We start from the raw sequence: 24,641 nt of genomic DNA, 5'->3' as shown, positions 1-24,641 counted from the left end.
TTAAGCTGATTTAATATTAAAATCTGAAGGATAGGTAAACACGCATTCCGTTGAATTTGGATTTTCCGGGTGCCGGCTCCTGTTCGTCTTCTTCGGAATCACCGCTTCCGAAAGATTTAAATTTACAACTTCCCCATCTGGACTCCACTCCAAGGCCGATAACTCCGTAAGAGATACCGCCGCCGGTGACAAAATAAGAAGCATAGTTTCCCAGGAGGGTATCGTCGTCGTATAAAGCTGAAAAACTGGGGGCAAACCGGAAATAAGCGTTGACGTTTAGTTTCCCGACCGGGTTGACGGTAACAGAAGGACCTACTTGCATGCCGATTTCAGCTTGATGGAAATTACTGGTTTCTGGTTCTTCTTCCTCATCGTAATTGTCTTCCCAACGGTATTCGAGTTTGTAATTGGTGTAATTCAAATCGAACCAGGTGGCGTCGAGACCGAAACGGATCAAACCGGCTATCGGTTTTTTATGAAGATAAAAAGTCCTGCCGACGGTGAAAGCTGCTCCGAAATTACTTTTGAGCGTTTGATCCATACCGAAGTAAGAAGCCGGTTCGAATTCCTGCTTTACAAAACTCAGATTGCGGTACTTTTTACGTAAACGATTGTTATTTTCCTGTGCCGACACCATACTTGACCAGCATAGCAAAGCCAGCAGAATGAATGAAATTTTTTTCATAATGCAATGAATTTGAATTTTATAACTGATGTTCAAATCGTTTTATGACCACAGACTCCGATTGGCCGGTTGATTATAAAAAGAAAGTGTGGAGCCTTGCTTTATCTGACAGGAGGTTCTGACAAAACCCGAATACAAATAAACAATACCCCACACTTATCCGTATGTACTTTGACGATACATCAACAGACAAGTGATGAGTGTTTGTATTGATTATCCTTGTATTCTCGAAATTGTCAGATTTCCTGTCAAGGATAAAAGTGAAACACTTTCATCTTTAAAATGCTATCCTGTAAAGGACGCAACAAAGATATGAAATGTTTTCGATACTCACACTTAGGGGTATTGTTTTAGTTCAAGATTGAGTAAGAACAATTTTATTTTTCTCCTTTTTTTGTTAGAAATACAAACCTTTCCCGGAGACTGCTCCTTCCGAGCCTCCCAGAAATGATATTATTCCGACTTATAAGGTGATTTTTCGTGACAAATATAATTATTATTTCAGGATTGTCAAATGAATCGCCTGAAAGTTTATTCGGTTCATCCGGCTAAGCGATGGGTTGGTACGGATAAAGGGAGAGGGGGGGAAATCAGAGATCAGACTTAAAAGATGGATAAAATTCGTTATTTAATCGAAATAAATTCCGGTTTTGTCGAATATTTTTGTGGTTTTGTCAGGTCTTTTTTACTTTTATCCGAGTGAAAAGAAAAAATTGTGCGTATTATTCGATTTATAGGAGTTGCCTGTGTCATTGGACTATTTTTTTGGTGTATCGTAGCCATCGACGAGGTTGGGGAGCATCCGGATAAAATTTGGTTGCATCGTTGCAATTCGATGGAAAAATTATATGAACACAGTGAAAGGTATAGTAACTTTGAAGTAGATATCGTCTTTCGGCAGGATTCGGTATTCGGTGTGACATATGATATAGATACTAGTTTTAACCTGTCTATAGAACCTTATTTTGGCTATATTCAGCAAAATGGAGGTAAATTGTGGTTGGATATTAAAAATCTCGATCTGCAAAATGTTTCGGCTATGTTAACTCAGTTGGCTGATCTGACTTCCCGGTATGACATCGACAAAGAAAGGTTGATCATTGAAAGTCGTAATTGGCAAGCTTTGCAGCGATTTACAGAGGAAGGATATTATACTTCTTTGTATATCGGTTGGGAAAATCCGTCTCGGTTGGAATCCGAAGAAATCGATTCTTACATGGATAAATTAAGGAAAGCGGTGGACCATAAAATAGTCCATGCTTTATCCTTTCCGGGTTGGTGGTATTCGACCATCAAGGAAAATTTGAACCGATCTATCGATTTGTTGACCTGGAAACATCGGACAACCCAATGGCAATTGCTGCTTACCCCTAAGGGGCATAAAATGCTGGACGATCCGGAACTGAAGGTTATTTTAGTGAAAGATAAGGGACAATATCATCGTTAACGATTATTCTCTGCCTGATCGGTTACTGTATTGCTCTGTCCATAAAAAAATTGTATTTTTGCTGGAAAGAGCTTGGGAGGAATATGCAGAAAAGGGAAAGTAAAGAATTTAAGGAATTTTTCGAACGTTTTTTTATTCCGGTATGTCACTTTATTAAACGATATACGGAAGAGGAGGAAGTGGCCGATATTGCGCAGGAGGTATTTGTAAAAGTGTATGAAAAATGGAATGAATTCGACTCTTTAGGGAATGCCAAGGCTTTTCTGTATATTGCAGCCCGGAATCTTTGTTTAGATTTTATCAAACATAAGAAAGCCGAAGCTAATTATCTGTCTGAGTACATGCATGGAGAAGAAGCGGACGATCCTGTATTCCTAAAAGAAGTTACCCGGCAAGAGACTTTCCGTATCCTGCATACGGCGATCGACAAGCTGCCTGCTCAGAGTAAGCAGATTATTATGCTGAGTATGGAAGGGCTCAGCAATGCCGAAGTAGGAGAAAAACTAGGTATCTCCGTGAATACCGTCAAAACATTGAAAAAGAATGCTTATGCCGTATTGCGGCAGGTTCTTTCGAAGGAATATCTGCTTTTATTATTTGTTATCTTACGTGATTATTCTGCTTAACCACACACCGATCGATCCGAAACAAAAATGAGGAGCTGAGTATTAATGGAAGTAGCAATAAAATATTAATTGCTTTGGAATTAACAAAAGTTAATGGTTCCGGCCGGAAAGTTTATAACTTTAATTTTTAATAAATTTTCTATCCTCATTCACCCGTTTAAGAAGAAATGTCGTCTTTTATATAAATGATGTCAAAAAAGGCGTCGGTGTAAAAGTGAAAATTTATGGATGATTTACAACATCGTTTACTGGTTTCTCAATGGATAGCCGAGGAATTTGCCGGAATTATCGATGAGGACCGCCGTGCGAAACTGGAGGCCTGGAGGAAAGAATCGGCCGGCAATGAACAGGAATATCAGGAGCTTTTGCAAGAATTCCGCTCAGGCGATATTCTGGAGCCTTATCCGGAAGAAGAAATCGGTCGGCAATGGAAAAAATTCAGTAAACGAAACCGGACTATTCATCCTGTTTTTAGATACTGGTATCGTTATGTGGCTTTGATCGTGTTATTATTGGGAGCTGCGGGAGTGTTGAAGTGGCAGTTGGATGAGACTCGTAAAACGAGTGAAAGGACTACTCAGACGATTAGTTTGGCTCAGGGAAGTCCTTTGTTGGTATTGGCCGATGGCAGAACAATGTTGTTGAACGATTCGGTGGGTTGGGGCCGGGAAGCTGATTTGCAACAGGTCCGGCTCGATGAGCAGGGCATTACTTATCAGCAATCGGATAGTCTGGAAAAGGAAGAAGTATTCAATACCCTGATTATCCCTAAAGGCGGAGAATTTCAGATTCAGCTGGCCGATGGGAGCCGGGTGTGGTTGAATTCGGAAACCGAGTTGCGTTATCCGGTCAATTTTACCGCTGAGAAACGCCGGGTATTTCTGAAAGGAGAAGCTTATTTCGAAGTGGCGAAGAATGCACAAATCCCTTTTGTGGTAACCACTTCCGCCGGTATAGACGTGAAAGTATTGGGAACGAAATTTAATGTGGCTTCTTACGAAAACGATGAGCAGGTTACGACAACGTTGGCGGAAGGGAGTGTCGAAGTGGGAGATGAGAAAGGTTCTGTGCGGCTGAAACCGGAAGAACAAGCTCTGTTTTGTAAAGGCGATCGGTCGCTTCGGGTACAAAAAGTAGATGTCGGTATGTATCTGGCTTGGAAAGACGGGAAATTTATATTCGAAGAACAGTCGTTGGAGCAAATTATGAAACAATTGCAGCGTTGGTATGAAATGTCTGTGTTTTATACCAATGAAGAAGTAAAACAATATACCTTCAGTGGTGATTTGAAAAAATATGATGATTTTGACAAAATTATCCGGATGCTCGAGGAAGTGTCCGGTATAAAAATCTCTATAAAAGAGAATTGTGTTGTGATAGGGACGAAATAAAGAACGGAAGGCATCCTACCTCCTTCCGTTCCCTGTGAACTTTCGTCCACATTATTAATTAAATATATACAAATCTATGAAAAAAAATCGAATGTATGCTCTTCGTCCCGGAGAGTATGTGTTAAAATTCCTAAAGATTATGCGACTTGGGATTTACTTGGTTTTACTGACAACATTTACAGTCAGTGCTAACGGCTTTTCTCAAAAAGTTAAGGTGACGCTCAATTTAGAGCAACGGTCGATACTGGAAATTATCAAAGAACTGCGGAAAGTTTCGGATTACCAGTTTTTGTACCGGGTGGATGAACTCAGGAAATGTGGGAAAAGAGACCTGAAGGTACAGGATGCAGGAGTCGAGGAAGTGATGAGACAATTGCTCGACGGTACTCATTTGACCTGGCGTTTGGACGATGATGTAATTCTGATTAAGACGGCACCGAAGACGGCGGCACCTGCAGTTCCCCAAAAAGTGAGAACGGTACAGGGAGTTGTGTCGGATACCAAAGGGGGAAAACTACCCGGGGTTACGGTGATATTGAAAGGAACTACGCTGGGAGGTGTGACGGATGCCGAAGGAAACTTTAAATTCGAAATTCCCGATCAGAAAGATATGATCCTGGTATTTTCGTTCGTCGGTATGAAAAAACAGGAAGTGAAGTATACCGGACAGGAAAATTTGCATATAGTCCTGGAAGACGATATTGCCGAAATGGAAGAGGTGGTGGTGAACGGTATTTTTACCCGTAAAAAGGAGAGTTTTACCGGATCGACGACTACTTTTACTTCGAAAGAACTCAAAATGGTCGGGAATCAGAGTGTATTACAGAGTTTAAAGACCCTCGATCCTTCATTTGCCATTATCGAAAACAATGAGTTCGGTTCCGACCCCAACCATTTGCCCAATATCGAGATTCGGGGTAAAAGTAGTATCGTAGGCTTAACCGATGAATATGAAACCGATCCGAATCAGCCTTTGTTTATTCTGGATGGATTCGAATCCGATTTGGAGACTATCAACGATTTGAGTATGGACCGGGTACAAAGTATCACCGTATTGAAAGATGCTGCAGCTACAGCCATTTATGGTTCGAAAGCAGCTAACGGTGTCGTGGTCGTCGAGACTAAATTACCTGCCATGGGATCGCTTCGGGTAAACTATAACGGTAATCTGCAGTTGACTTTTGCCGATCTGTCGGATTATAATCTGATGAATTCTTATGAGAAACTGACTTTCGAACGCCTGGCCGGTTGCTATCGTTTGATAGACGATGAGGGAAATATTTTAGACGAAGAACAGGATCAGATCTATAATGACCTGATGAAAGAAGTGGCTCGCGGAGTAGATACCTATTGGATGAACGAGCCTCTGCGTTTTGCTACTACGCATAAACATACGCTTTCGATTGAAGGGGGAGACGCTACTTTCCGGTATGGTGCCGGATTAAGCTATGGCAAGACCGAAGGGGTGATGAAAGGCTCTGACCGGGAAGTGATGAATGGAAATATCCGCTTGATCTACCGTAAGGGAAAATTATCTTTTACGAATAATCTGAATATCAATTATTCGAAAGCCGATCGGGAACCGGTTGCTTTTTCTGAATTTGCCAAGGCAAATCCTTATTTCCGGAAATACGATGAAAATGGTGAGTTAAAGAAAATATTGTTTCAAAACTATGCAGCAACTTACTATAATCCGCTGTATGATATGAACCAAACCAATTTCGAAGAAACCAAGACAACCGGTTTTACAAATAATTTTGAAGTAGACTGGAGAGTGATCGATGAGTTAAGGGTGCGGGGACGTTTCGGCTTGACCAAATCGAACGAACAGATGAAAAAATTCCGGTCTCCTTTCAATACAGAATTTAACAGTCAGGCAGATATTGCGAATAAAGGAAGTTATGAAGAGAGAAATACTCAAAACTTGAATTATGATGGTGATTTTAGTTTGACATATGGGAAATTATTTAATGAGAAACATATGGTAAATGTGGTCGGCGGAATGCGTCTGAGTCAGAATGGATCGAATAATAGTGCTTATAAAGTTCAGGGCTTTATCGATGATGAATTTTCCAACCCTGCTTTTGCATTAGGTTATCAGAAAGACGGTAACGCTACTTATCAGGATTCTAAAAAACGGGCAGTCAGTTATTACCTGAATTTCGGATATGCTTATGACGACCGTTATTTGCTGGATGTGAATTACCGTTCGGACGGTTCTTCCGTGTTCGGTTCGGACAGGCAGTTTACGAATACCTGGTCTGTGGGTTTGGGATGGAATATTCATAAAGAAGCTTTTTTCAGTGATATAGAGGGTATTAGTTTGTTGAAACTGCGGGCTTCTATCGGTAATCCCGGGAACCAGAATTTCGATGATTATATCTCTACCCGGATTTATACCTATAATACCGACAATATGAATATTTTCGGTTCGAGTGCAATCGTTTCGAATCTCGGAAACCGCAATTTGGAATGGCAGAAAACCTTGGACCGGAATATCGGTTTCGATATTATTTTCCTCGACAATCGTTTGAGGGTCAATTTCGATTATTTTAATAAAAGAACCGACCCGTTATTGGTACAGATAGGTACGGCTTCTTCGACCGGTGTAAAGACGCTTCCCCGCAATGTCGGAAAACAAATCACCGAGGGGATAACCCTGACGATGAATTATTCTATCATACGTAGAGAAGATATGTTTTGGTCCGTGAATATGAATTTGCGTCATCAGACATCGGAATATAAAGAGGTGAGCGAAGTATTGACGAAATATAATTTAGATAACCGGAACCGTAATCTGACCCGTTATTACGACGGTGGAAGTCCTTCCGATTTATGGGCGGTGAGATCTTGTGGTATCGATCCGGCAACCGGGCGTGAAATTTTCCTGGATAAGAACGGAGAACAGACTTTTGTGCATAATTACGATGATGAAGTCGTAGTCGGAAACAGTGATCCGAAAGTGGAGGGGGTGATCGGTACTTCTTTCTATTACAAAGGTTTTTCTGCTTCTATTAATTTACGCTATCGTTTGGGTGGGCAGATTTTTATGCAGACCCTTTATGATAAAGTAGAAAATCTTTCTTCTTCAAAGAAATGGGAAAATCTGGATAAGCGGGCATTGTACGATCGTTGGAAACAACCCGGTGATCAGGCTAAATTCAAATCTATCGCCAGCAGTGAAGTGACGCCGATATCTTCCCGTTTTGTCGAAGATAATAATGTGTTGTCGGGAGAATCGATTTCGTTGGGATACGAAAGTACAGCTCCCTGGTTAAAACATATCGGAGCTTCTTCGATGTCTGTCCGGGCTTATATGAACGATATTTTCCGGATTTCGACCGTAAAAAATGAACGTGGTCTGAGTTATCCTTTTGCCCGTTCGGTGTCCTTTTCATTAGGTGTGACGTTCTAAAATGTAATATTAACTGATTGAGATATGAAAACGAAAATAAAATATGGTTGGCTTTTATGCCTGTTGGTTTTCAGTGCCTGTAATTCCTGGATAGATATAACGCCCTCCGATCGTTTGAATGAAGATATGCTTTTCGAAGATAGACAGGGATTTGAAAAAGCGATTAACGGTGTATATGTGGGATTGGTCGATCGTTCACTTTATGGCCGGAATTTGAGTGCCGGGGTGATCGATTTGATGGCTCAGTATTATAAATACGGGAATGGGTCTGATTTTAATTCCATGCTCGGCGCTTATAAATATGAGGAGCAGAATGTCAAAGATGTATTTCAGGTTATCTGGGAAAAGGCTTATGCGCTGATATTGAATTGTAATATCATTATCGAAAAATGTGATGAACGGCAAGACGTTTTACCCGGTGTATATTACGGTTTGTATAAAGGTGAAGCGTTGGCTTTAAGGGCGATGCTCCATTTGGATATGTTGCGTCTGTTCGGACCTGTTTACGATGAAACTTCTAAAACGGCCGAATGTATCCCCTACGTAACCAATACCGATGCTCAGATTTCTCCTTTACTGTCTGCTGAAGTTGTTTTGGAGTCGGTGATCGGAGATTTGAAAACTGCTCTGAATTTACTGAAAGAGTCCGATCCGGTTTTGACGGATGGGGTACGGAACGAGGGAAACAGTATCGGAGATAATGCATTGAATTACCGTCAGTTCCGGTTGAATTATTATGCTGTAAAAGCTTTGTTGGTCCGGGCTTATGCCTGGGGACACGATAAAAGTAATGCGTTGGTTACTGCCGAAGAGATTCTGCGTGAAGTACAGGTGGAAGGGGCGGAGATATTCCCTTTTGTAACCCATGCGGCAGCTACCGATGTTTCTAAACCTGACCGGGTATTTTCTTCGGAAGTGATGTTTTCGTTATATGATTCCTACCGGGGTACAGAGATTCAGGATAAGTTGTTCCTGCCGACCCTGGACCAGATATATACTTTCACGGGTAAACGTTTGGAATTGGGGAAAGACTATTCTTTTTACGCTTCTGAAAACGATTATCGTCGTAATATTTGGGCAAGTTATAGCAATGCCGGAAAACTGATCGACTATCATCGGAAATATGAAGATATAACAACGAGTGGGGCTGAGTTATTGAATAAGATGGTTCCTTTGATCCGGTTGAGTGAGATTTATTTGTTGGCTGCTGAATATACCGATGACTTTGTAACCGCCAAAGGGTATTTGGATCGGATACGGAATAGCCGGAATTGTCCTAGCTCGGTGGCAACCGAGCCGACCTTGATGGAGGAGATTACAAAAGAATGCCGGCGGGAATTTTTAGGGGAAGGACAAATGTTTTTCTTCTATAAACGGAGGGCTGAGCAACAGCTTCCGAACGGAAGATTCGAGACAGATAACGATAAACAGTGGATCGATATGTCGATGAGTAATTATGTGATCCCACTTCCTGATAGTGAAACCGATATGAGATTGAACTAAAATAATGAATTATGAGAAAATTATTATATATCTGGATATTGCTTCCCTTATGTATCGCTTGTGAGCGGGATTTAATGTCGTACGAGGGAGAAGAAGCTATTTATTTTGCTGTACAGAGTGGTCATTCCTATGCCTCGGAAAAGGATTGGCCCTATATGCCTTACACGCTGGCTGAATTCGGTAAAGTTCAGGAAGATACTATGGTCGTTAATATCAAAGTGATGATTACCGGTCCTGAAAAAGATTATCCGCGTCCTTTCAGGGTCGTAGTCAATCCGGATAGTACGACTGCCCGGGAAGGAATCGATTATAGGGCGCTTGTAGATGAATATACGGTAGAAGCGAATCGTTCCTATGCTTATATTCCGGTATTGTTTTACCGTCAGCCTGAAATGAAAAACGATACGGTAACCTTAGGACTGAAACTGGTCGCTAACGATCATTTTTCTTTGACTTTTAAGGAATTCGACAAAATGGAAGGTTTTACTAGCGGGAGTGTTGTGTTTGAACAATTCGACGCTACAATGCATAAAATCTTAGTAACGGATATTATGCCTAAGCCTTCACAGTGGTCGGATTGGGAATTCGGCACCTTTACTCCCGAAAAGTTGAACCGGATATGTCTGGAATTGGGCTATACCTATGCTGATTTTCAGAATCCCCAAAAAATAACTATGGTGGAACAAATGGTGATCTCAAGGAAATTCTCGGAGATATTGAATAAAGCTTATTACGATAAAAAACCAATTTTGGAAAACGATGGTCGGTTAATGTGGGTCAGTGGTTGTGTTTATGCGAACGGGGCATATCCCGAAACGAATGAATAGTAAGTTTGACCGTGATAAAAATGAATATGATGAAACAAATTTTATATATATTGCTGGGAATTATGCTTTTAAGTATAGTTTCCTGTTATGATGATGAAGGTAATTACGATTATCATGATATCAACGAGGTGACCTTTGGAGAGATCAATACCATGTACAATGTATTGTTGAATATTGATACGCTAAAAATTGATGTCGGAGATTTTGTAGAGATGAGTCAGGGAGACCTTACCGATACAGATCGTTTTGAATATTTGTGGGTGATTTTTTCTCCGTCTGATAGCCATGTGAAAGATACGATTTCTACGGATCGGGTACTCAGTTATCCGGTTACTTTGGCTCCCGGAACTTATAATTTGTATTTGAAAATCCGGGATAGAGTAACAGAGGTACAGTGGAAAAAGCAATTTACGGTGACTGTCGGGACTCCTTATTCCCGGGGAATTTTACTGATGGGAGAAGATGCAAATGGGAATGCAGATGCACAGATGATTTCTATGGCGGGTATAGATACACTGATTCTTAAGGATATTCTGAAAAACAGTGGATTACCTACTTTGCATGGTCCTGTTTCGTTCTTGCATACTGGTAAGCAAGGTGAAGATTACAGACAGATTTGGGTACTTACTGAATCGGGTTCTTATTATTTAGACCGGGAAACCTTACAGGGTTCCGAGTCCAATGTATTCGATAATTTTTTACTGGAGTCTTACAATGAACCTATGATTCCGGTTACAATCGTTCCGCAGCCGAGTGATATAGATGGAAAAGTTGAAAGTCAAAGAGCTGTTGTATGTAGTAACGGTAAGTTGTTTTACACCTCTTTATCTATCCTGGCATATGGTATGTATTCTTTTCCTTTGAACTGTTTGAAGACTGATATGACTAAATACATTCCTGCCAGTGAATATCTTTTTTATAGTATTCAATCTTTTAAAAAGTTTATTTGGTATTCCGGAGAGACCAATCGTTTTTATAAGACAGAGAGTTATTTATATCCTTATTCTGATACATTGGAACAGAAAAGTACGGATGTATTCCCTTGGGATCAAAAAGGTACAGGGCGTACATTGATATATGGGGAAAATACCTGGAATGAAGCGAAAGTGTGGGTATGCGACGGAAATTCATTCGCACTTATGGGGGATGGAACGAATGCGTATATCTACAAGTTTTATGTGAACAATATGGAGACTAAGAGTATGTATGAGATAACTTCTAATGTCGCTTCGGATATTTTGACGGCAGATTTCTATGCTTTCTCTTCGACCCGTTCGGTTTTGTTTTATGTAAAGAACAATGTTTTATATGCTTATAATTACGACAAGGGGAATGAACGGGTAGAAACCATCCCTTTGGAAACAACGGATCAGATTACGATGTTGAAATTCGATCTGACGATGGAACCGATGAAAGATGCCTTGTTTATCGCTACTTACAATACTGCCGAAGGAGGAACTTTACGGAAATATTATGTGGGCAATAATCCGGATAAGGTAGAGTTGAAAGCAGATCCGACGGCAGTTTGGAAAGGTTTGACCAAAGTGAAAAATATGAGTTGGAGGGCAGTTTTGTAAATGTGTTAGTGGGTGGTCTTTTGAGGGCATGAATTAAAATTCTGCCGTGTCGTTTCCGGTACCGATGGTGTATTGGAGGTTGGGATTTGAGGTTTGTGGATCGATAAACTGTCGGATACCGGAAACATAGTATAATGGTATAGATGAAAAATAGTATGAAAAAAATATTCCTTTTTATTGCATTTTTATGGATAAGCTTGGTTAGCTTTGCACAGGATGGGGTGAATTTTGAACACCTGAGTTTTAGGGAAGCATTGGACAAGGCGAAGAGTGAGCAGAAGTACGTGTTTATGGATTGTTATACTTCCTGGTGTGGGCCTTGTAAGAATATGACTCAAAATGTGTTTCCGCAGAAAAAAGCCGGAGATTATTTCAATCCGAAGTTTATCTGTGTAAAGTATGATATGGAAAAAGGAGAGGGGCCTGAATTGGGGAAACGGTTTGAGGTACGGGCTTATCCGACTTTTTTGGTGTTGGATGCAGAAGGCCGGTTACTTCATAAAGTAATCGGTTCGTATAGTGTGGACGAGATCATCGAACGTATAGAAGAGAGTTTCGATGAAGAGAAAGCTTATGGTTCTTTGAAAGCGAAGTATGAAAGCGGTAACCGGGAACAAGTATTTATGGTGAAGTACCTGAAAATGCTGATTCGGTATTATGATCCGGCGATGGAGGCCGTTGCTGCCGAGTTGATAAATACGCTGAGTGATAAAGAGAAGGTGGAAGAGGCCTATTGGTTTGTTTTCAGCAATCCGAAACTGACTCCGGAAGGTTCGGCTAATGAAGCCTGGCTGTTGAAAAATCACAAGCGTTTCAATAAAACGGTCGGTAAGGAAAAGGTGGAACAGGAATTGGATAAACGGTATACCGAAAAGCTTTTGAAAGTCCTTTCGCAGAAAGAAAAAATATGGACTGAAAAACAGCTTACCGCTTTGGGACGTGAGATTGCAGCTTTGAAGCTGAACACGAACGAGGAATTGCAAGCCTATGTAACGGTGGCGAAAACGGCTTTGAAGAAGGGGGTGGAAGAGTTGATTTCGGTTTGTGAAACTGAATTTCCGAAATTCAAGACCAAGGAAATTCCTTATATTCAGTTTTGCGACCGGATTGTAGCCGAGGCTTCGCCGGCCGATAGGGCGAGATACATTGCTTTGGGAGAAAAACTATATGCTCAGGCGAAAGACGAACCGGCAAAAAACACCTTCAAATTTGTTTTGGAATATTTGAAACATCATAATAAACAAAACTGAAATAATTTTTGATAGATGAATAGAAACTTACTTACAATGGCGTTATTGATATGCGGATTATCGGTAAACGGTCAGAAGAAAATCGATTATGTGGATCCGTTGATCGGCACGAACGGCATGGGGCATACTTTCCCGGGGGCCTGCGTACCTCATGGGTTGGTACAGCTCAGTCCGGATACCGATACGATTCCGCATAATATAAACGGAACCTATCAACCGCGGGTATACGAGTATTGTGCCGGCTATCAGCACCGGGATAGTTCTATTGTAGGGTTTAGTCATACGCACTTTAACGGAACCGGGCATTCGGATTTAGGCGATATCCTGATTATGCCGGTAACCGGAGATATTAAATTTAACCCGGGAACGGCTGAAAACCCCGATAGCGGATATCGTTCCCGTTTTTCACATGCCACAGAAAAAGCCTGGCCGGGTTATTATTCCGTGATGCTCGAGGATTATGGGGTGAAGGCAGAATTGACAGCCACCGAACGGGTAGGGATACATAGATATACTTTCCCGAAAGGAGACGGACATATCCTCCTCGATCTGAAACATGGTATTTATAATTACGACGGAAAAGTGCTTTGGGCCAATCTGAGGGTAGAAAACGATACTTTGCTGACCGGTTACCGGATTACAAATGGTTGGGCCCGGGTGAACTACACCTATTTTGCGATTACTTTCTCAAAACCGATCCGGGGTTACGGATATAAAGAGATGAAACCGATGCTGTATAACGGAATGTGGCGGAAATTCGATATCTACCGCAATTTTCCCGAAATCGGAGGACGGAATGTCGTGGCTTATTTTGATTTCGACTTGTCGGACGGAACGCCTTTGGAGGTGAAAGTTGCACTTTCACCGGTGAGTGCCAGCGGTGCATTGAATAATCTGCGGATCGAGACTGCGGGTAAAAATTTCGGGCAGTTGTGTGCGCAGGCCGGACAGAAATGGGAAGATGCGTTGAGTGTGATCGATGTAAAGGGGGATTATGATCAGGTTTGTAATATTTATTCTTCCATGTATCACACCATGATCAATCCATCGGTGTATATGGATCATGACGGTTCTTACCGGGGATTGGATCAGGAGATCCATCAGGCGGATCAGTTCACGAATTATACGGTATTTTCTGTTTGGGACACCTACCGGGCTCTGCACCCTTTGTTCAATTTGTTCTATCCGTCACGTAGTAAAGATATCGTGGCATCGTTTCTGGCTCATTATCGGCAGAGTGTACATGGTTTGCTTCCTATCTGGTCGCATATGGCCAATGAAAACTGGTGTATGATCGGATATCATGGGGCTTCGGTCATAGCCGATGCTTACGTGAAAGGTATTCCGATGGATGAAAAACTGGCCCTGGAAGCTGTCGTGAGTACTTCTACCGTTCCATACCTCGAAGGATTGAAAGAGTATATGGAATTGGGGTATGTGCCGATGGAAAAGAGCGGTAGTTCGGCATCGGTCACCCTGGAGTATGGTTATGACGATTGGGCGATCTATCATATGGCGAAGAAAATGGGCGACCGGGAAGTGGCCGATACTTACCTGAAGCGGGCCGGAGCCTATAAACATCTGGTGGACGAGCGTTTGGGTTTTATCCGGCCGAAGAATGCTGCCGGACAGATGAAGGAAAAATTCGATGTGCTGGATACTCATGGCCAAGGGTTTATCGAAGGTAATTCCTGGAATTACTCTTTTTATGTACCTCAGGATGTGAATGGCCTGAAGGCTTTTATGGGAGGAGACAAACGCTTTATCGAGCGGTTGGATTCTTTGTTTACCATGGAATTGCCGGCAAAATACTACGAAAATACCGAGGATATTACCAAAGAAGGTTTGATGGGTAATTATGTGCATGGTAACGAACCCAGCCAGCATATTCCTTATCTGTATATGTGGACTTCTCAACCTTGGAAAACCCAATACCGCCTGCGGGAAATTATGGATCGGATGTATCGCAATAATATCGACGGGTTGTGTGGTAACGATGATTGCGGGCAGATGTCCGCCTGGTATATTTTTACGGCTATGGGATTCTATCCCGTATGTCCCGGATCCGACCAGTATGTACTGGGAGCTCCTTATCTGAAGGAAATGACCGTACATTTGGAAAATGGGAAAGATCTGGTGATCAAAGCTCCGAAAGTCAGTGCTAAAAACCGTTATGTCAAATCGGTGAAACTGAATGGACGGGAATACGATAAAGCTTATCTGACTCATCAGGATATTTGTAACGGTGGAGAGCTCTTTTTTGAAATGAGCAGTACGCCGAATAAGAAAAGAGTGTTCACCGAAGAACAAAAGCCCTATTCGATGACGAAATAGAAACGGATAAAATGTTTTATATGAAAAAAGTATTGCAATTTATGGTTACCGTCGGCGGATTGTTGGCTTTTGCGACGGTGAGTGCACAGCAACAGCCTTTGATTTCTTATGTACGGCCGCTGGTGGGTACTTCGGGGTATGGAAATACCTATCCCGGGGCACAAATTCCTTTCGGAGGTATTCAGATCAGCCCGGATACGGATGCCGATTATTACGATGCGGCAGCCGGATATAAATACGATCATAAAACGCTGTTGGGTTTTAGCCTGACTCACCTAAGCGGAACCGGTATCCCCGATTTGGGCGATTTTTTGTTCATGCCCGGGACCGGAAAGATTCATTTCACTCCGGGGACGCATGAAAATCCGGATACCGGTTATCGTTCCCGCTATAGCCATGAACAGGAATGGGCCAGTCCCGGCTATTATGGCGTAGACCTGCTGGATTATGGGGTAAAAGCAGAAATGACTTCAGGGATTAGAAGCGGAATCCTGCAGTTTACCTATCCCGAGTCGGACAGTTCTTTTATCCTGCTGGACATGAACCATACCTTGTGGCAGAGTTGTCCCTGGAGCAATCTTCGGGTGGAGAACGATTCGACCCTTGTCGGTTATAAATTGGTAAAAGGGTGGGGACCGGAACGGCATGTTTATTTTACGGCTGTATTTTCTAAACCTTTCCGGGATTTTGGAATTATGCAGGATACTATTCCGGTGAAATACAATACTAACCGTTTCCGGAGTAGTCTCGAAGCCTGGGGAAAAGACCTGCGTTTCTGGATGCGTTTCCCGACCCGTCAGGGAGAAGTGGTTACGGTGAAGACCGCTGTCTCGGCAGTGAGCAGTGATGGGGCGAAACTGAATATGCAGGAATTGGAAGGAAAAACTTTTGCAAGCCTGAAAGCTGAAGGCGAAAAACTGTGGGAAGGGCAGTTGTCGAAATTTAAGATCGAGGCTACGCCCGAACAGAGGGAGACTTTTTATACGTCGGTCTATCATGCTTTCCTGCATCCCTTTATCTTTCAGGATGCAGACGGGAAGTTTAGAGAGTTGGATAAAAATATCGGTCAGGCAGAGGGTTTTACCAATTATACCGTCTTTTCTTTGTGGGATACTTACCGGGCATTACATCCCTTATTCAATCTGGTGCAACGGGATATCAATGCCGATATCGTCAACTCGATGCTGGCCCATTATGACAAGAGTGTCGAACATATGTTGCCGGTCTGGTCGTTTTATGGCAACGAAACCTGGTGTATGATCGGATATCATGCTGTATCGGTGATTGCCGATGCCATCATGAAAGATGTGAAGGGATTCGATTATGAACGGGCTTACGAGGCGATGAAGACTACGGCGACTAATCCCAACTATGATTGTCTGCCGGAATATACCGAGTTAGGTTGGGTCCCTTTCGATAAGGAGAAAGAATCGGTATCCAAGAGCCTCGAATATGCCTATGACGATTATTGTATTGCTCAGGTGGCTCAAAAGCTTGGAAAAACCGAAGATTATGAATTTTTCATGAAGCGGGCTTTATCTTATAAAAACCTGATCGATCCCGGGACGAAATATATGCGTGGCCGGGATAGTAAAGGCAACTGGCGCACTCCTTTCGCTCCGATCGCTTATCAAGGTCCGGGATCTGTCAATGGCTGGGGGGATATTACCGAAGGTTTCACCTTACAGTACACCTGGTATGTTCCTCATGATGTGCAGGGGTATATCAATGAAGCCGGAGAAGATTTGCTCCGGGAACGCCTCGATTCGATGTTCGTTACCCAGATGGCCGATAATATCCCCGGGGCACACGATATTCAGGGACGGGTAGGGGCTTACTGGCATGGTAATGAGCCTTGCCATCAGATCCTGTATTTCTATAATTACCTGAAACAACCCTGGAAATGCCAGGAGAAGGTGCGTTATATCATGGATACCTTTTATGGGAATAAGCCGGATGCACTCAGTGGAAATGACGATTGCGGACAGATGTCGGCCTGGTATATATTCAATACCATGGGATTCTATCCGACAGCTCCGTCCAGCAATGTGTATAATCTGGGTTCTCCCGGGCTTGCTGCGGTCGATATGAAGATGAGCAACGGTAAACATCTTCGGATGACTACCAAGAATTGGTCGGCTAAAAATGTGTTTGTGAAAGAAGTATATCTGAACGGGAAGAAGTACGATAAGTCGTATATAACCTATAATGATATTAAGGATGGAGCGGATTTACACTTTGTGATGAGCAGCCGTCCGAATTATAAACGAGGTGTGGCCGAACGGGCGGTCCCTCCCTCTGTTTCAGAAAAACGATAAAAGACAGAGGACGATGAAGATAGTATGGTTGCTTTGTCTGCTGTGCTTGGGAGGCAGTTTAAAGGCTCAGGTATTGTCGGATTCGGTCTCTTGCCGTTTATCGGGCAGAGTGGTCAGCGGAGAGGATGGGAAGCCTCTCCCTGGCGCTCATATTTTTTTAGGGATAAAGCGAATTTTGGTAGCTGTTACAGATTCGCTGGGAAAATTCGATGTCGGGAAATTACCGGCTGGCGAACAGTGGCTGAAAGTCTCTTTTGTCGGTTTCCGGCCGTTGGAACAAAAAGTTGTGTTGGAAGGACATACTGCTGTCGGGGACATTTCCCTGAAAGCACTTATTCTCGACGAAGTGGTGGTATCGGCACGGCCTCCGCTCACTGTGCAGAAAGGAGATACCTTACAGTTCAATGCGGCGGCTGTCCACTTGGCTGAAGATGCCGATCTGGAAAAACTGTTGAAGAAATTGCCGGGTTTCGAGATTGTAGACGGGAAAATTATGGCCCAGGGGCAGGAAGTGAAAAAAATCACCATCGATGGGATGGAATATGCGATCAATGATCCTGCTGCAGCTTTGAAGAATCTTCCGGCTAAACTCGTTGCCCGTATAAAAATGTACGATGATAAAAGTGAGGAGGCTAAATTCTCGGGTTATGACGATGGGAGTAAATCACGTACATTGAATATCGAAACCCGGAATCCCAACCAGATGAAGGTGTTCGGACGCGGCGAACTGGCTTATGGGCTGGAAAAGGTGAAAGATAAATCCTATTCTGCTTCTGTATCGTTGAATTTATTCGACCGGAAACGAAAGATTACTTTTAGCGGAAATGCCGGCCGGATGGCCTTGAACGACTTGCCGGATGCCCGTTACCGGGATGAAGGGAACAAAAATAAGAACCATGGACTTTGGGGTAATTATTCGTCACAGATCAATAAGAAACTGCAGGTGAGCGGAAATTACCGTTGGAACGCGAACGTAAATAATTCTGCTTCCCTTTCCCGTCAGGAATATTTGCCTACCGGGAATTATGAAAGCCGCGTGTACGATAATGAGAGTCATTCGAACTCGGATAATCAAAGTCATGGAGTTAATTTTAGTCTGGATTACAAGATCAATGACAAGAACCGGATCCGGTTCAATCCCGATTTTACTATTTCCCGGGGAAATCAGGAGAGTTTGTCCTGGAATAGCAGTATGGAAAACGGGGATACCTTAAATCGAACAGAAACGAAAGCCATCAATAAAAACGATAGTAAACGGGCAGGAGGTAATTTCTCGTGGATGCATGCTTTTAAAAAGACAGGACGTACCTTGACGTTTCAATTCAGTGGAGGGTATAATGAATCGAATTCCGGTGATTATCAGCATATACACGAGAAAATAACCGAGCGGGGAGATAGTTTGCGTTTTCAGAAAAACGATAATGAACGGATAAACTATTCAATGGGTACCGGATTGTCTTATTCCGAGCCTTTGACGAAGTTTGCGCGTATTAGCTTCAATTATCATTTCCTGACGAGTAAAGATCAGTCGGACCGGCATAGCCTGGCTTACCGGGATGCCGTATTCGAAGAGCTGATCGGGATAGATACGGCCTTAACGAATAAATCGATCAATAAACAAGTCAGTCAGAATTTCGGGGTAAATTATAATTATCATAAAGAGAAAGTTACGCTGAACGGGGGAGGTTCGTTGCGTCTGATGCAGATGGAAAACCGGAACAGGTTTATCGGAAAACCCGATTCTTTGGTCGGATCCAACTATCTCGATATTTCACCCCGGGCAGAGCTATCCTACCGGATGAGTGAGAAACGGAATGTCAGTGTCAACTACAATGGAAATACTTCTTCTCCGTCGGCCGTGCAATTGCAGGATGTATTGAATGTCAGCAATCCCTTACAAGTATCTAAGGGAAATCCTGGATTGAAAAAGTCTTATTCGCATCATCTTTCGATGAGGTATACCAGTTCGGAACCGATGAATTCCCGGTTTTTCTGGGCTAATTTCGATGTACAGCAGACGATCAATCAGATCTCTTCCAATGTAAAATTTATCGGTAAAGACACCTTGATCGATGGATATTTGGTGTCGAAGGGAGGTTCGTTGACCATGCCGGTGAATTTGAATGGGATGTGGAGTATGAATGTACATACCAATTATTCGATGCCGGTGAAAAAAATCCATTTGGATTTCGGGGGAGATTACAGTTATTCGCATCAACCCTCGATTTACGATGATCAGCAGAATGTCACTCAGATGCATCGGGGACAAATCAGTATCGGCGTCAATACCGACTTATCGGAGAATTTCGACTTTTATTGCCGGCATGCTACAAGCTATTCCCATTCCCGGAATTCATCCACCGGTAAAGCTCAGAATCTCGAAGAGACGGTAATGGCCAATTGCAGGTGGCTTTTCTGGAAAGGTTTTTTTGTGGGAGGAGACTATTTTTATACTTATTATTGGAACAAAACAGGGACAGTGACCAGCCGGTCGAATAATCGTCTGAACCTTGAATTGGGTAAGAAATTCGGTAAAAAGAAACAGGCCGAATTGGTATTCCGGGCCAACGATATCTTCCGTGACCGCAGTCAGGTGCACTATTCCGTGACCGATTTGTATACCCGGATGAATAGTTCGACCAGTACGCAGGATTATTATATGCTTTCCTTCTCTTACCGTTTTGACCGGATTGAAAAAAAATAAAGGACCCGCTAACTGCATTCTTTATTCGAATTTTCTTTGCATGATATTGAGTTTTTCTGGCCAGATTTAACAATTCATGGGACAAATATAGGACAAAACTTTGTGTCAAATGTTTCATTTTCCCAATAATTAAACTGATCTTTATTGCTGAATATCACCTGATGGTGTAAAAATTGAAAACAAACTGATGGGAATTCAGGAGAAAATAACGTAAAAAGAAAGAGAGGCTATCATGTAAGTAAATATATTGTTATAATTATCACTAGGTGAAGATTATATTGTATAAATGAGTGAGAATATTGAGAGAATTATAAATTACAATATTATGAAAAAATATTTATTAGGAATTTTATTTATCCTAACCATAATAAATATGGTTGAATCTCGTTTAACAGCTGATCATGAAAATAAAGTCAATTTGAAGACTTTATTGGAAGCAAGTTCTGCTTCTGCTGCAGGTGAATATTCATGCATTTGTGTTAAATGTCCGGAAGAAGAACATGGCTGTCTATATTATGATTATAGCGTACCTGCCGATCCCAATAATCCTGGAAATAAAACAGGATATATTAATGATGGACAAAGCCATTTTTGCCCTGGTTATCAAGGAAGAGGTTGGGTTGAAAAACATGCAATAGATGTAGGATTAAATTGTTATTAGTTTATAGAGAAATATAGTATGTTCTGGATATAGAGTATTTATTACTATGTGTTCAGAACTTTATTTGATATTTTGATTAAAATACCTAGTATGATGAAGAGTCCATATTTTATCTTACTCTGTCATTTATTCCTGCTTTTCTCATGCAATAGATCTCAGAATACAAAAAACAACTTTTTAAAAAATTTCATACCTTCTCATGATATTGAAATTACCGTGCTGGATTCTACCGATTTGGTTGTGGATTTTATACCTAGCATGGTCAAAATGAAAGATAAAATTATTTATTCACAATTTACGGGAGATACTATTTTTTCATCCATAGATTTAATTCATTATAAAAAAAATAATTTTGGTAAAAGGGGAAGAGGAAATAATGAATTTACTGAAGGATACGGTTTAGAAAAAATTAATGATAGTATTCTTTTCATATTTGACAGGACTCTTGCCAAATTGATGTTTTTGCAATTAAGTAATGATACCATCATTTTTTTACCTTCCTATCCGACCAATCATTTTATGCTAGATGTCCACTATGGAAACGACTCGATTTATTTTGTTACAGGAACTGGTAATTTAGAAAAAAACTATGCTTTATATAATCGTAACAGTAAAATGTTAAGGCCCTTTATATCTTATCCTAAAGGGGTGAATGACAATCTGACCTTGAACGGAAAATCTAGAATATATTACAGTCATATTGTTCGTCACCCTGGAATGAAGAAGTATATGGCTTTTAAAGATAAACACCACATAATCGATATTTTAGAAATAAAAAATGACTCACTGATATTAGTGAAAAGAAATATTTTTACACATTTTAAATGGAAAATGGTGTCCGGGGTATATAGACCGAGTGAAAAAGGCACACCCAATCGTGTCTTCACCTCTAAACTTGTCGGTTTATCGAAGTATGTGTGTGCTTTATACAAACAAGATCATTCGGAGTTTATTCTGACCTTTGATTGGGATGGAAACCCTTTGAATAGTTATAAACTTCCCTGTCATTTATTAAATTTTACTGGAGATGATTCATTAAATTTTTATGGTATCGCTTTAATTGGAGAAAATTACAATTTGATTCATTTTAAACTTTAAAGTAATGAAGCTAAACATTTGTATTTTGTTGTTTATATCCTGTATTTCATGCCAAACTTCGACAAAAGAATATACTCAATTTGTTAATCGATATTTAAATAGACAACTTAAATTACCTCAGCATATTTTAATTAAGCAATGTAGTGATTCGATTTATCTTCAAAATCCTGCTAAATATACGAGTGATTCAATTTATAGAATCACAACTTATATTTATGGGGATTGTTATGCTTGCGTTGAAGATCTTATAAAATGGAAACAACTTTTATCACAATTCCCACCAGATAAGGTAAGGTTTCTGTGTTTTATTTATGCTGAGATATATTCATCTTTTGAAATCATGAATGAAAGATCCATTCATTTTACACAGCCCATTATATATGATCCTGAAAATCATTATATAAAAATGAATAAATTGCCAGATAATAAATTGTTGAACACATTTTTAATCGATCCTAACGGAAAAATTGTAGTAATAGGTAACCCTATTATTTCAAATAAAATAGCTACCCTGTATAAAAATGAAATCGATCGAGCGGAAAATGATATTTAGATACATTATGATTCCGGTGTTAGTATTGACTGGTTGTTCTTTTTCTAATCCGTTTTTAAGTCAGTTCAGCGATAAAGGTACTTTGGAATTATTGCCTGTATATACGACAGATATCGATATCTTGAGTAATACGGTTTCAATGGTTATGCTTAAAGATTATGTTGTATGGGACAGGTGTCATGCAATGCGTGGGACAGTTCTTCATACCTATCATATTCCCGGAAAGATACTTTCCCAATATAAGAATGTCGATGGTGCCCATTTATTATACAAACTGAATGATAGTATGGTAACAAGTATTCAATTGGCCAGGAAATGCAGGATGGATATACTAATTCGCGATACGATCAAAGAGGTCGCGACTTATTCTTTTCGTATCAGAAACAAGGATTCTTTTAACTGGTTAGACGACTATTATTTTGTTAGTGTTTATCCGACAGATGAAACAGCAACTTATTTTTTCGGTCAGACTACGACAAAAAAAACACGATATGGTGTATATGAACAGTCTCATCAGGCTTTTTATCCTTCAACTTCCTGTTATCCTCCTACAGAAAAGGAAATGACTTTACTCTCTCCCGACTATTGGAATGACGCGTTTATTATCAAGCAAAAGAACAGAAACAGATTTGCAGTTTTCAGAAAATATTATCAATTGTTCGATTTGATAGATGTAGATCGCTTTACGATAAAACCCGTAAAAAGAATTTCGATTCCTCACACTTTGCTTACCTTTCAAGACCAACTCAATCTGGAGAGGCAGTTGGTTTTTTATTTTTTCCCGGGATTGTCAATAGATTCAGAAAAATACATCATTACTCTCTATCAAAATAACGGGCAACGCTATTTATTATTTTGGACCTGGGAAGGACGTCCCCGATATCGCTATGACTTTCCCAAAGATTATGAGATATATGGTCTTTGCGGAGATGGAGAAAATCAGATATATGCTTTAGGTGTTGATTCTAAAAATCAGTATCAATTATTATATATACGTTGTGATTGCTGATTAACTATCGATTAATAAGAAAAGCAGGAAGAGCATGGGATCTTTCAATTGCCCCCTCAAACTGGTGTAGGCACTTTTTTTCAGGGATTTTACCGTGTTGACCGAAATGTTCAGGGCTTCGGCGATTTCGTTGTTGTTTTTTCCGTTCAGACCCAATAAAATGATTTTTCGGGTTTGAGGGGGAAGAGTATCGATAGCTTGATGGAGAATCCGCAAAGTTTCCTGATAGGTGATTTCATGTAAAAAATCCGGGTCTTTGGCCTCTGATACCGATTGTGTCTGTTGGTATTGTTGTTTTATTTTCTGGTGTTTAAGATGATCCAGACAGAGATTCCGGGCTGTGATATAGATAAAAGATTTTGCTTTTTCAGGCACGTCGAAATCCCTTCTGCGCTCATAAAGCCGGATAAATGTATCCTGTGTAATGTCCCGGGCAATAGCATCTTCTTCCGTATATTTCCGGACAAAACGGTATACGGGTTCGAAATAGAGCTCGAAAAATCTTTTAAATCCTTGGCTATTGGTCAACATCCTGTGAAAAACGTTCGTCTAAAAATTGAAACGGATAAAATAAATAAACGTTTTTGCAAATATACATTTTTGATTGTTTTTTTGAGATTTACAAGCCTTTATTTTCCAATGTAAAACACAAACTCTCATTATTGTTTAGTCTGTATCTCTCGTAAATTCTCTGGTAATAGCTGATGTTATTTCTCTATTCTTCATAATCTTCAAATTACGAACTTTCCAGCAATTCTATCATTTTATAGATGGTAGTTGATGGATTATTATATGTCTTCAACACCTTGGCTCTTGCTGTTGCTTTTGATGTCTTTTCGGACAGTTGCTGTTTCTCATTTAATGCCAAAGTTCCCTTTGTGTAGTGTTCAAGATGTCTTTTCAGTTTTTTTATGCAAGCGTTTTGAGTTAGTTCGGCATGACACTCCTCAAAGTGTAGCAAATACCACAACTCAATACACGGATTCGACACCAGCAATACTACATCTGGAATACTTTGCAGGTGTTCCAGCATTCCGTTTACATCTAGGTCAAACATTAGAAATGTTTTATCATTTTGGGTTGCAACATATTCCCGTTTGCAATTCTCTATATACCGAACGGATATGTTCGAATCGCTCTTTCTTGGGATAATCTGAATAGGCGCACGGTATTGTGAACGGAGGTGACTGATATAGGCAACCTCAGACTCCCCTTCACAGAAAACAAAGAAGTTTGGCTTCAT

Annotated in this window: 18 protein-coding genes; 15 read left to right on the top strand and 3 right to left on the bottom strand. The window is 40.9% G+C overall.

Going from position 1 to position 24,641, the window contains the following annotated elements; all coding sequences use genetic code 11:
- Positions 1–16 precede the first annotated feature (16 nt).
- Entirely contained in the window at positions 17–685 is a 669-nt protein-coding gene (locus tag AC5RDS_RS05805) for a hypothetical protein (RefSeq protein WP_181990678.1), read from the bottom strand.
- Between the two features lie 715 nt (positions 686–1,400).
- Between AC5RDS_RS05805 and AC5RDS_RS05800 the strand changes: the two genes are divergently transcribed.
- The 15 genes from AC5RDS_RS05800 to AC5RDS_RS05730 all read left to right on the top strand — a co-directional run bounded on the left by AC5RDS_RS05800 (position 1,401) and on the right by AC5RDS_RS05730 (position 23,398).
- Positions 1,401–2,132, top strand: a complete 732-nt coding sequence (locus tag AC5RDS_RS05800; protein WP_259318468.1) for a hypothetical protein — start codon at positions 1,401–1,403, stop codon at positions 2,130–2,132.
- A gap of 83 nt (positions 2,133–2,215) precedes the next feature.
- Complete coding sequence (locus tag AC5RDS_RS05795) at positions 2,216–2,758, top strand: RNA polymerase sigma factor (RefSeq protein WP_022161348.1); 543 nt, start codon at positions 2,216–2,218, stop codon at positions 2,756–2,758.
- Between the two features lie 224 nt (positions 2,759–2,982).
- On the top strand, positions 2,983–4,149 hold the full coding sequence (locus AC5RDS_RS05790) for a FecR family protein (RefSeq protein WP_022161347.1): 1,167 nt from the start codon (positions 2,983–2,985) through the stop codon (positions 4,147–4,149).
- A 76-nt stretch (positions 4,150–4,225) separates the two neighbouring features.
- A complete protein-coding gene (locus tag AC5RDS_RS05785) occupies positions 4,226–7,564 on the top strand; it encodes a SusC/RagA family TonB-linked outer membrane protein (protein ID WP_113028009.1) in 3,339 nt (1,112 codons plus the stop codon).
- A 24-nt stretch (positions 7,565–7,588) separates the two neighbouring features.
- Positions 7,589–9,067 (top strand): RagB/SusD family nutrient uptake outer membrane protein, encoded by a 1,479-nt coding sequence (locus AC5RDS_RS05780; RefSeq protein ID WP_215658114.1) that lies wholly within the window; start codon positions 7,589–7,591, stop codon positions 9,065–9,067.
- 11 nt (positions 9,068–9,078) lie between these two features.
- Positions 9,079–9,894: a DUF4843 domain-containing protein gene (locus AC5RDS_RS05775; protein ID WP_022161344.1), complete on the top strand. Its 816-nt coding sequence runs from the start codon at positions 9,079–9,081 to the stop codon at positions 9,892–9,894.
- A 26-nt stretch (positions 9,895–9,920) separates the two neighbouring features.
- Entirely contained in the window at positions 9,921–11,471 is a 1,551-nt protein-coding gene (locus tag AC5RDS_RS05770) for a PKD-like family lipoprotein (protein WP_182400525.1), read from the top strand.
- 155 nt (positions 11,472–11,626) lie between these two features.
- Complete coding sequence (locus AC5RDS_RS05765) at positions 11,627–12,721, top strand: thioredoxin family protein (protein ID WP_046404811.1); 1,095 nt, start codon at positions 11,627–11,629, stop codon at positions 12,719–12,721.
- Between the two features lie 36 nt (positions 12,722–12,757).
- Complete coding sequence (locus tag AC5RDS_RS05760) at positions 12,758–15,055, top strand: GH92 family glycosyl hydrolase (RefSeq protein ID WP_229032348.1); 2,298 nt, start codon at positions 12,758–12,760, stop codon at positions 15,053–15,055.
- Between the two features lie 20 nt (positions 15,056–15,075).
- Complete coding sequence (locus AC5RDS_RS05755) at positions 15,076–17,373, top strand: GH92 family glycosyl hydrolase (RefSeq protein WP_087394017.1); 2,298 nt, start codon at positions 15,076–15,078, stop codon at positions 17,371–17,373.
- A gap of 13 nt (positions 17,374–17,386) precedes the next feature.
- Positions 17,387–20,077: a TonB-dependent receptor gene (locus tag AC5RDS_RS05750; RefSeq protein WP_118104735.1), complete on the top strand. Its 2,691-nt coding sequence runs from the start codon at positions 17,387–17,389 to the stop codon at positions 20,075–20,077.
- Between the two features lie 325 nt (positions 20,078–20,402).
- On the top strand, positions 20,403–20,738 hold the full coding sequence (locus tag AC5RDS_RS05745) for a hypothetical protein (protein WP_013610442.1): 336 nt from the start codon (positions 20,403–20,405) through the stop codon (positions 20,736–20,738).
- A 90-nt stretch (positions 20,739–20,828) separates the two neighbouring features.
- Positions 20,829–21,836, top strand: coding sequence for a BF3164 family lipoprotein (locus tag AC5RDS_RS05740; RefSeq protein WP_083813694.1), 1,008 nt, complete (start codon positions 20,829–20,831; stop codon positions 21,834–21,836).
- 4 nt (positions 21,837–21,840) lie between these two features.
- Positions 21,841–22,389 carry a hypothetical protein gene (locus AC5RDS_RS05735; protein WP_306450481.1) on the top strand — a complete coding sequence of 183 codons (549 nt, stop codon included), beginning with the start codon at positions 21,841–21,843 and terminating at the stop codon, positions 22,387–22,389.
- A 7-nt stretch (positions 22,390–22,396) separates the two neighbouring features.
- Entirely contained in the window at positions 22,397–23,398 is a 1,002-nt protein-coding gene (locus AC5RDS_RS05730) for a hypothetical protein (protein ID WP_041556200.1), read from the top strand.
- Here the strand turns inward: AC5RDS_RS05730 and AC5RDS_RS05725 are convergent, their stop codons facing one another.
- On the bottom strand, positions 23,399–23,929 hold the full coding sequence (locus tag AC5RDS_RS05725; RefSeq protein WP_118104736.1) for an RNA polymerase sigma-70 factor: 531 nt from the start codon (positions 23,927–23,929) through the stop codon (positions 23,399–23,401). It abuts the gene before it with no gap.
- Positions 23,930–24,134: 205 nt separating this feature from the next.
- Positions 24,135–24,641 (bottom strand): RloB family protein (locus AC5RDS_RS05720; RefSeq protein ID WP_494222257.1); only part of this gene is annotated, 507 nt, incomplete at its 5' end.

This window comes from Odoribacter sp. (genome assembly GCF_985060555.1).
This window is presented reverse-complemented; position numbering and strand designations above follow the sequence as displayed.

Excerpts from the sequence above, each read along its gene's own strand:
- AC5RDS_RS05805 (WP_181990678.1), bottom strand. The coding sequence starts at position 685 with ATGAAAAAAATTTCATTCATTCTGCTGGCTTTGCTATGCTGGTCAAGT.
- AC5RDS_RS05795 (WP_022161348.1), top strand. The coding sequence starts at position 2,216 with ATGCAGAAAAGGGAAAGTAAAGAATTTAAGGAATTTTTCGAACGTTTT.
- AC5RDS_RS05790 (WP_022161347.1), top strand. The coding sequence starts at position 2,983 with ATGGATGATTTACAACATCGTTTACTGGTTTCTCAATGGATAGCCGAG.
- AC5RDS_RS05785 (WP_113028009.1), top strand. The coding sequence starts at position 4,226 with ATGAAAAAAAATCGAATGTATGCTCTTCGTCCCGGAGAGTATGTGTTA.
- AC5RDS_RS05780 (WP_215658114.1), top strand. The coding sequence starts at position 7,589 with ATGAAAACGAAAATAAAATATGGTTGGCTTTTATGCCTGTTGGTTTTC.
- AC5RDS_RS05775 (WP_022161344.1), top strand. The coding sequence starts at position 9,079 with ATGAGAAAATTATTATATATCTGGATATTGCTTCCCTTATGTATCGCT.
- AC5RDS_RS05770 (WP_182400525.1), top strand. The coding sequence starts at position 9,921 with ATGATGAAACAAATTTTATATATATTGCTGGGAATTATGCTTTTAAGT.
- AC5RDS_RS05765 (WP_046404811.1), top strand. The coding sequence starts at position 11,627 with ATGAAAAAAATATTCCTTTTTATTGCATTTTTATGGATAAGCTTGGTT.
- AC5RDS_RS05760 (WP_229032348.1), top strand. The coding sequence starts at position 12,758 with ATGGCGTTATTGATATGCGGATTATCGGTAAACGGTCAGAAGAAAATC.
- AC5RDS_RS05755 (WP_087394017.1), top strand. The coding sequence starts at position 15,076 with ATGAAAAAAGTATTGCAATTTATGGTTACCGTCGGCGGATTGTTGGCT.
- AC5RDS_RS05750 (WP_118104735.1), top strand. The coding sequence starts at position 17,387 with ATGAAGATAGTATGGTTGCTTTGTCTGCTGTGCTTGGGAGGCAGTTTA.
- AC5RDS_RS05745 (WP_013610442.1), top strand. The coding sequence starts at position 20,403 with ATGAAAAAATATTTATTAGGAATTTTATTTATCCTAACCATAATAAAT.
- AC5RDS_RS05740 (WP_083813694.1), top strand. The coding sequence starts at position 20,829 with ATGATGAAGAGTCCATATTTTATCTTACTCTGTCATTTATTCCTGCTT.
- AC5RDS_RS05735 (WP_306450481.1), top strand. The coding sequence starts at position 21,841 with ATGAAGCTAAACATTTGTATTTTGTTGTTTATATCCTGTATTTCATGC.
- AC5RDS_RS05730 (WP_041556200.1), top strand. The coding sequence starts at position 22,397 with ATGATTCCGGTGTTAGTATTGACTGGTTGTTCTTTTTCTAATCCGTTT.
- AC5RDS_RS05725 (WP_118104736.1), bottom strand. The coding sequence starts at position 23,929 with ATGTTGACCAATAGCCAAGGATTTAAAAGATTTTTCGAGCTCTATTTC.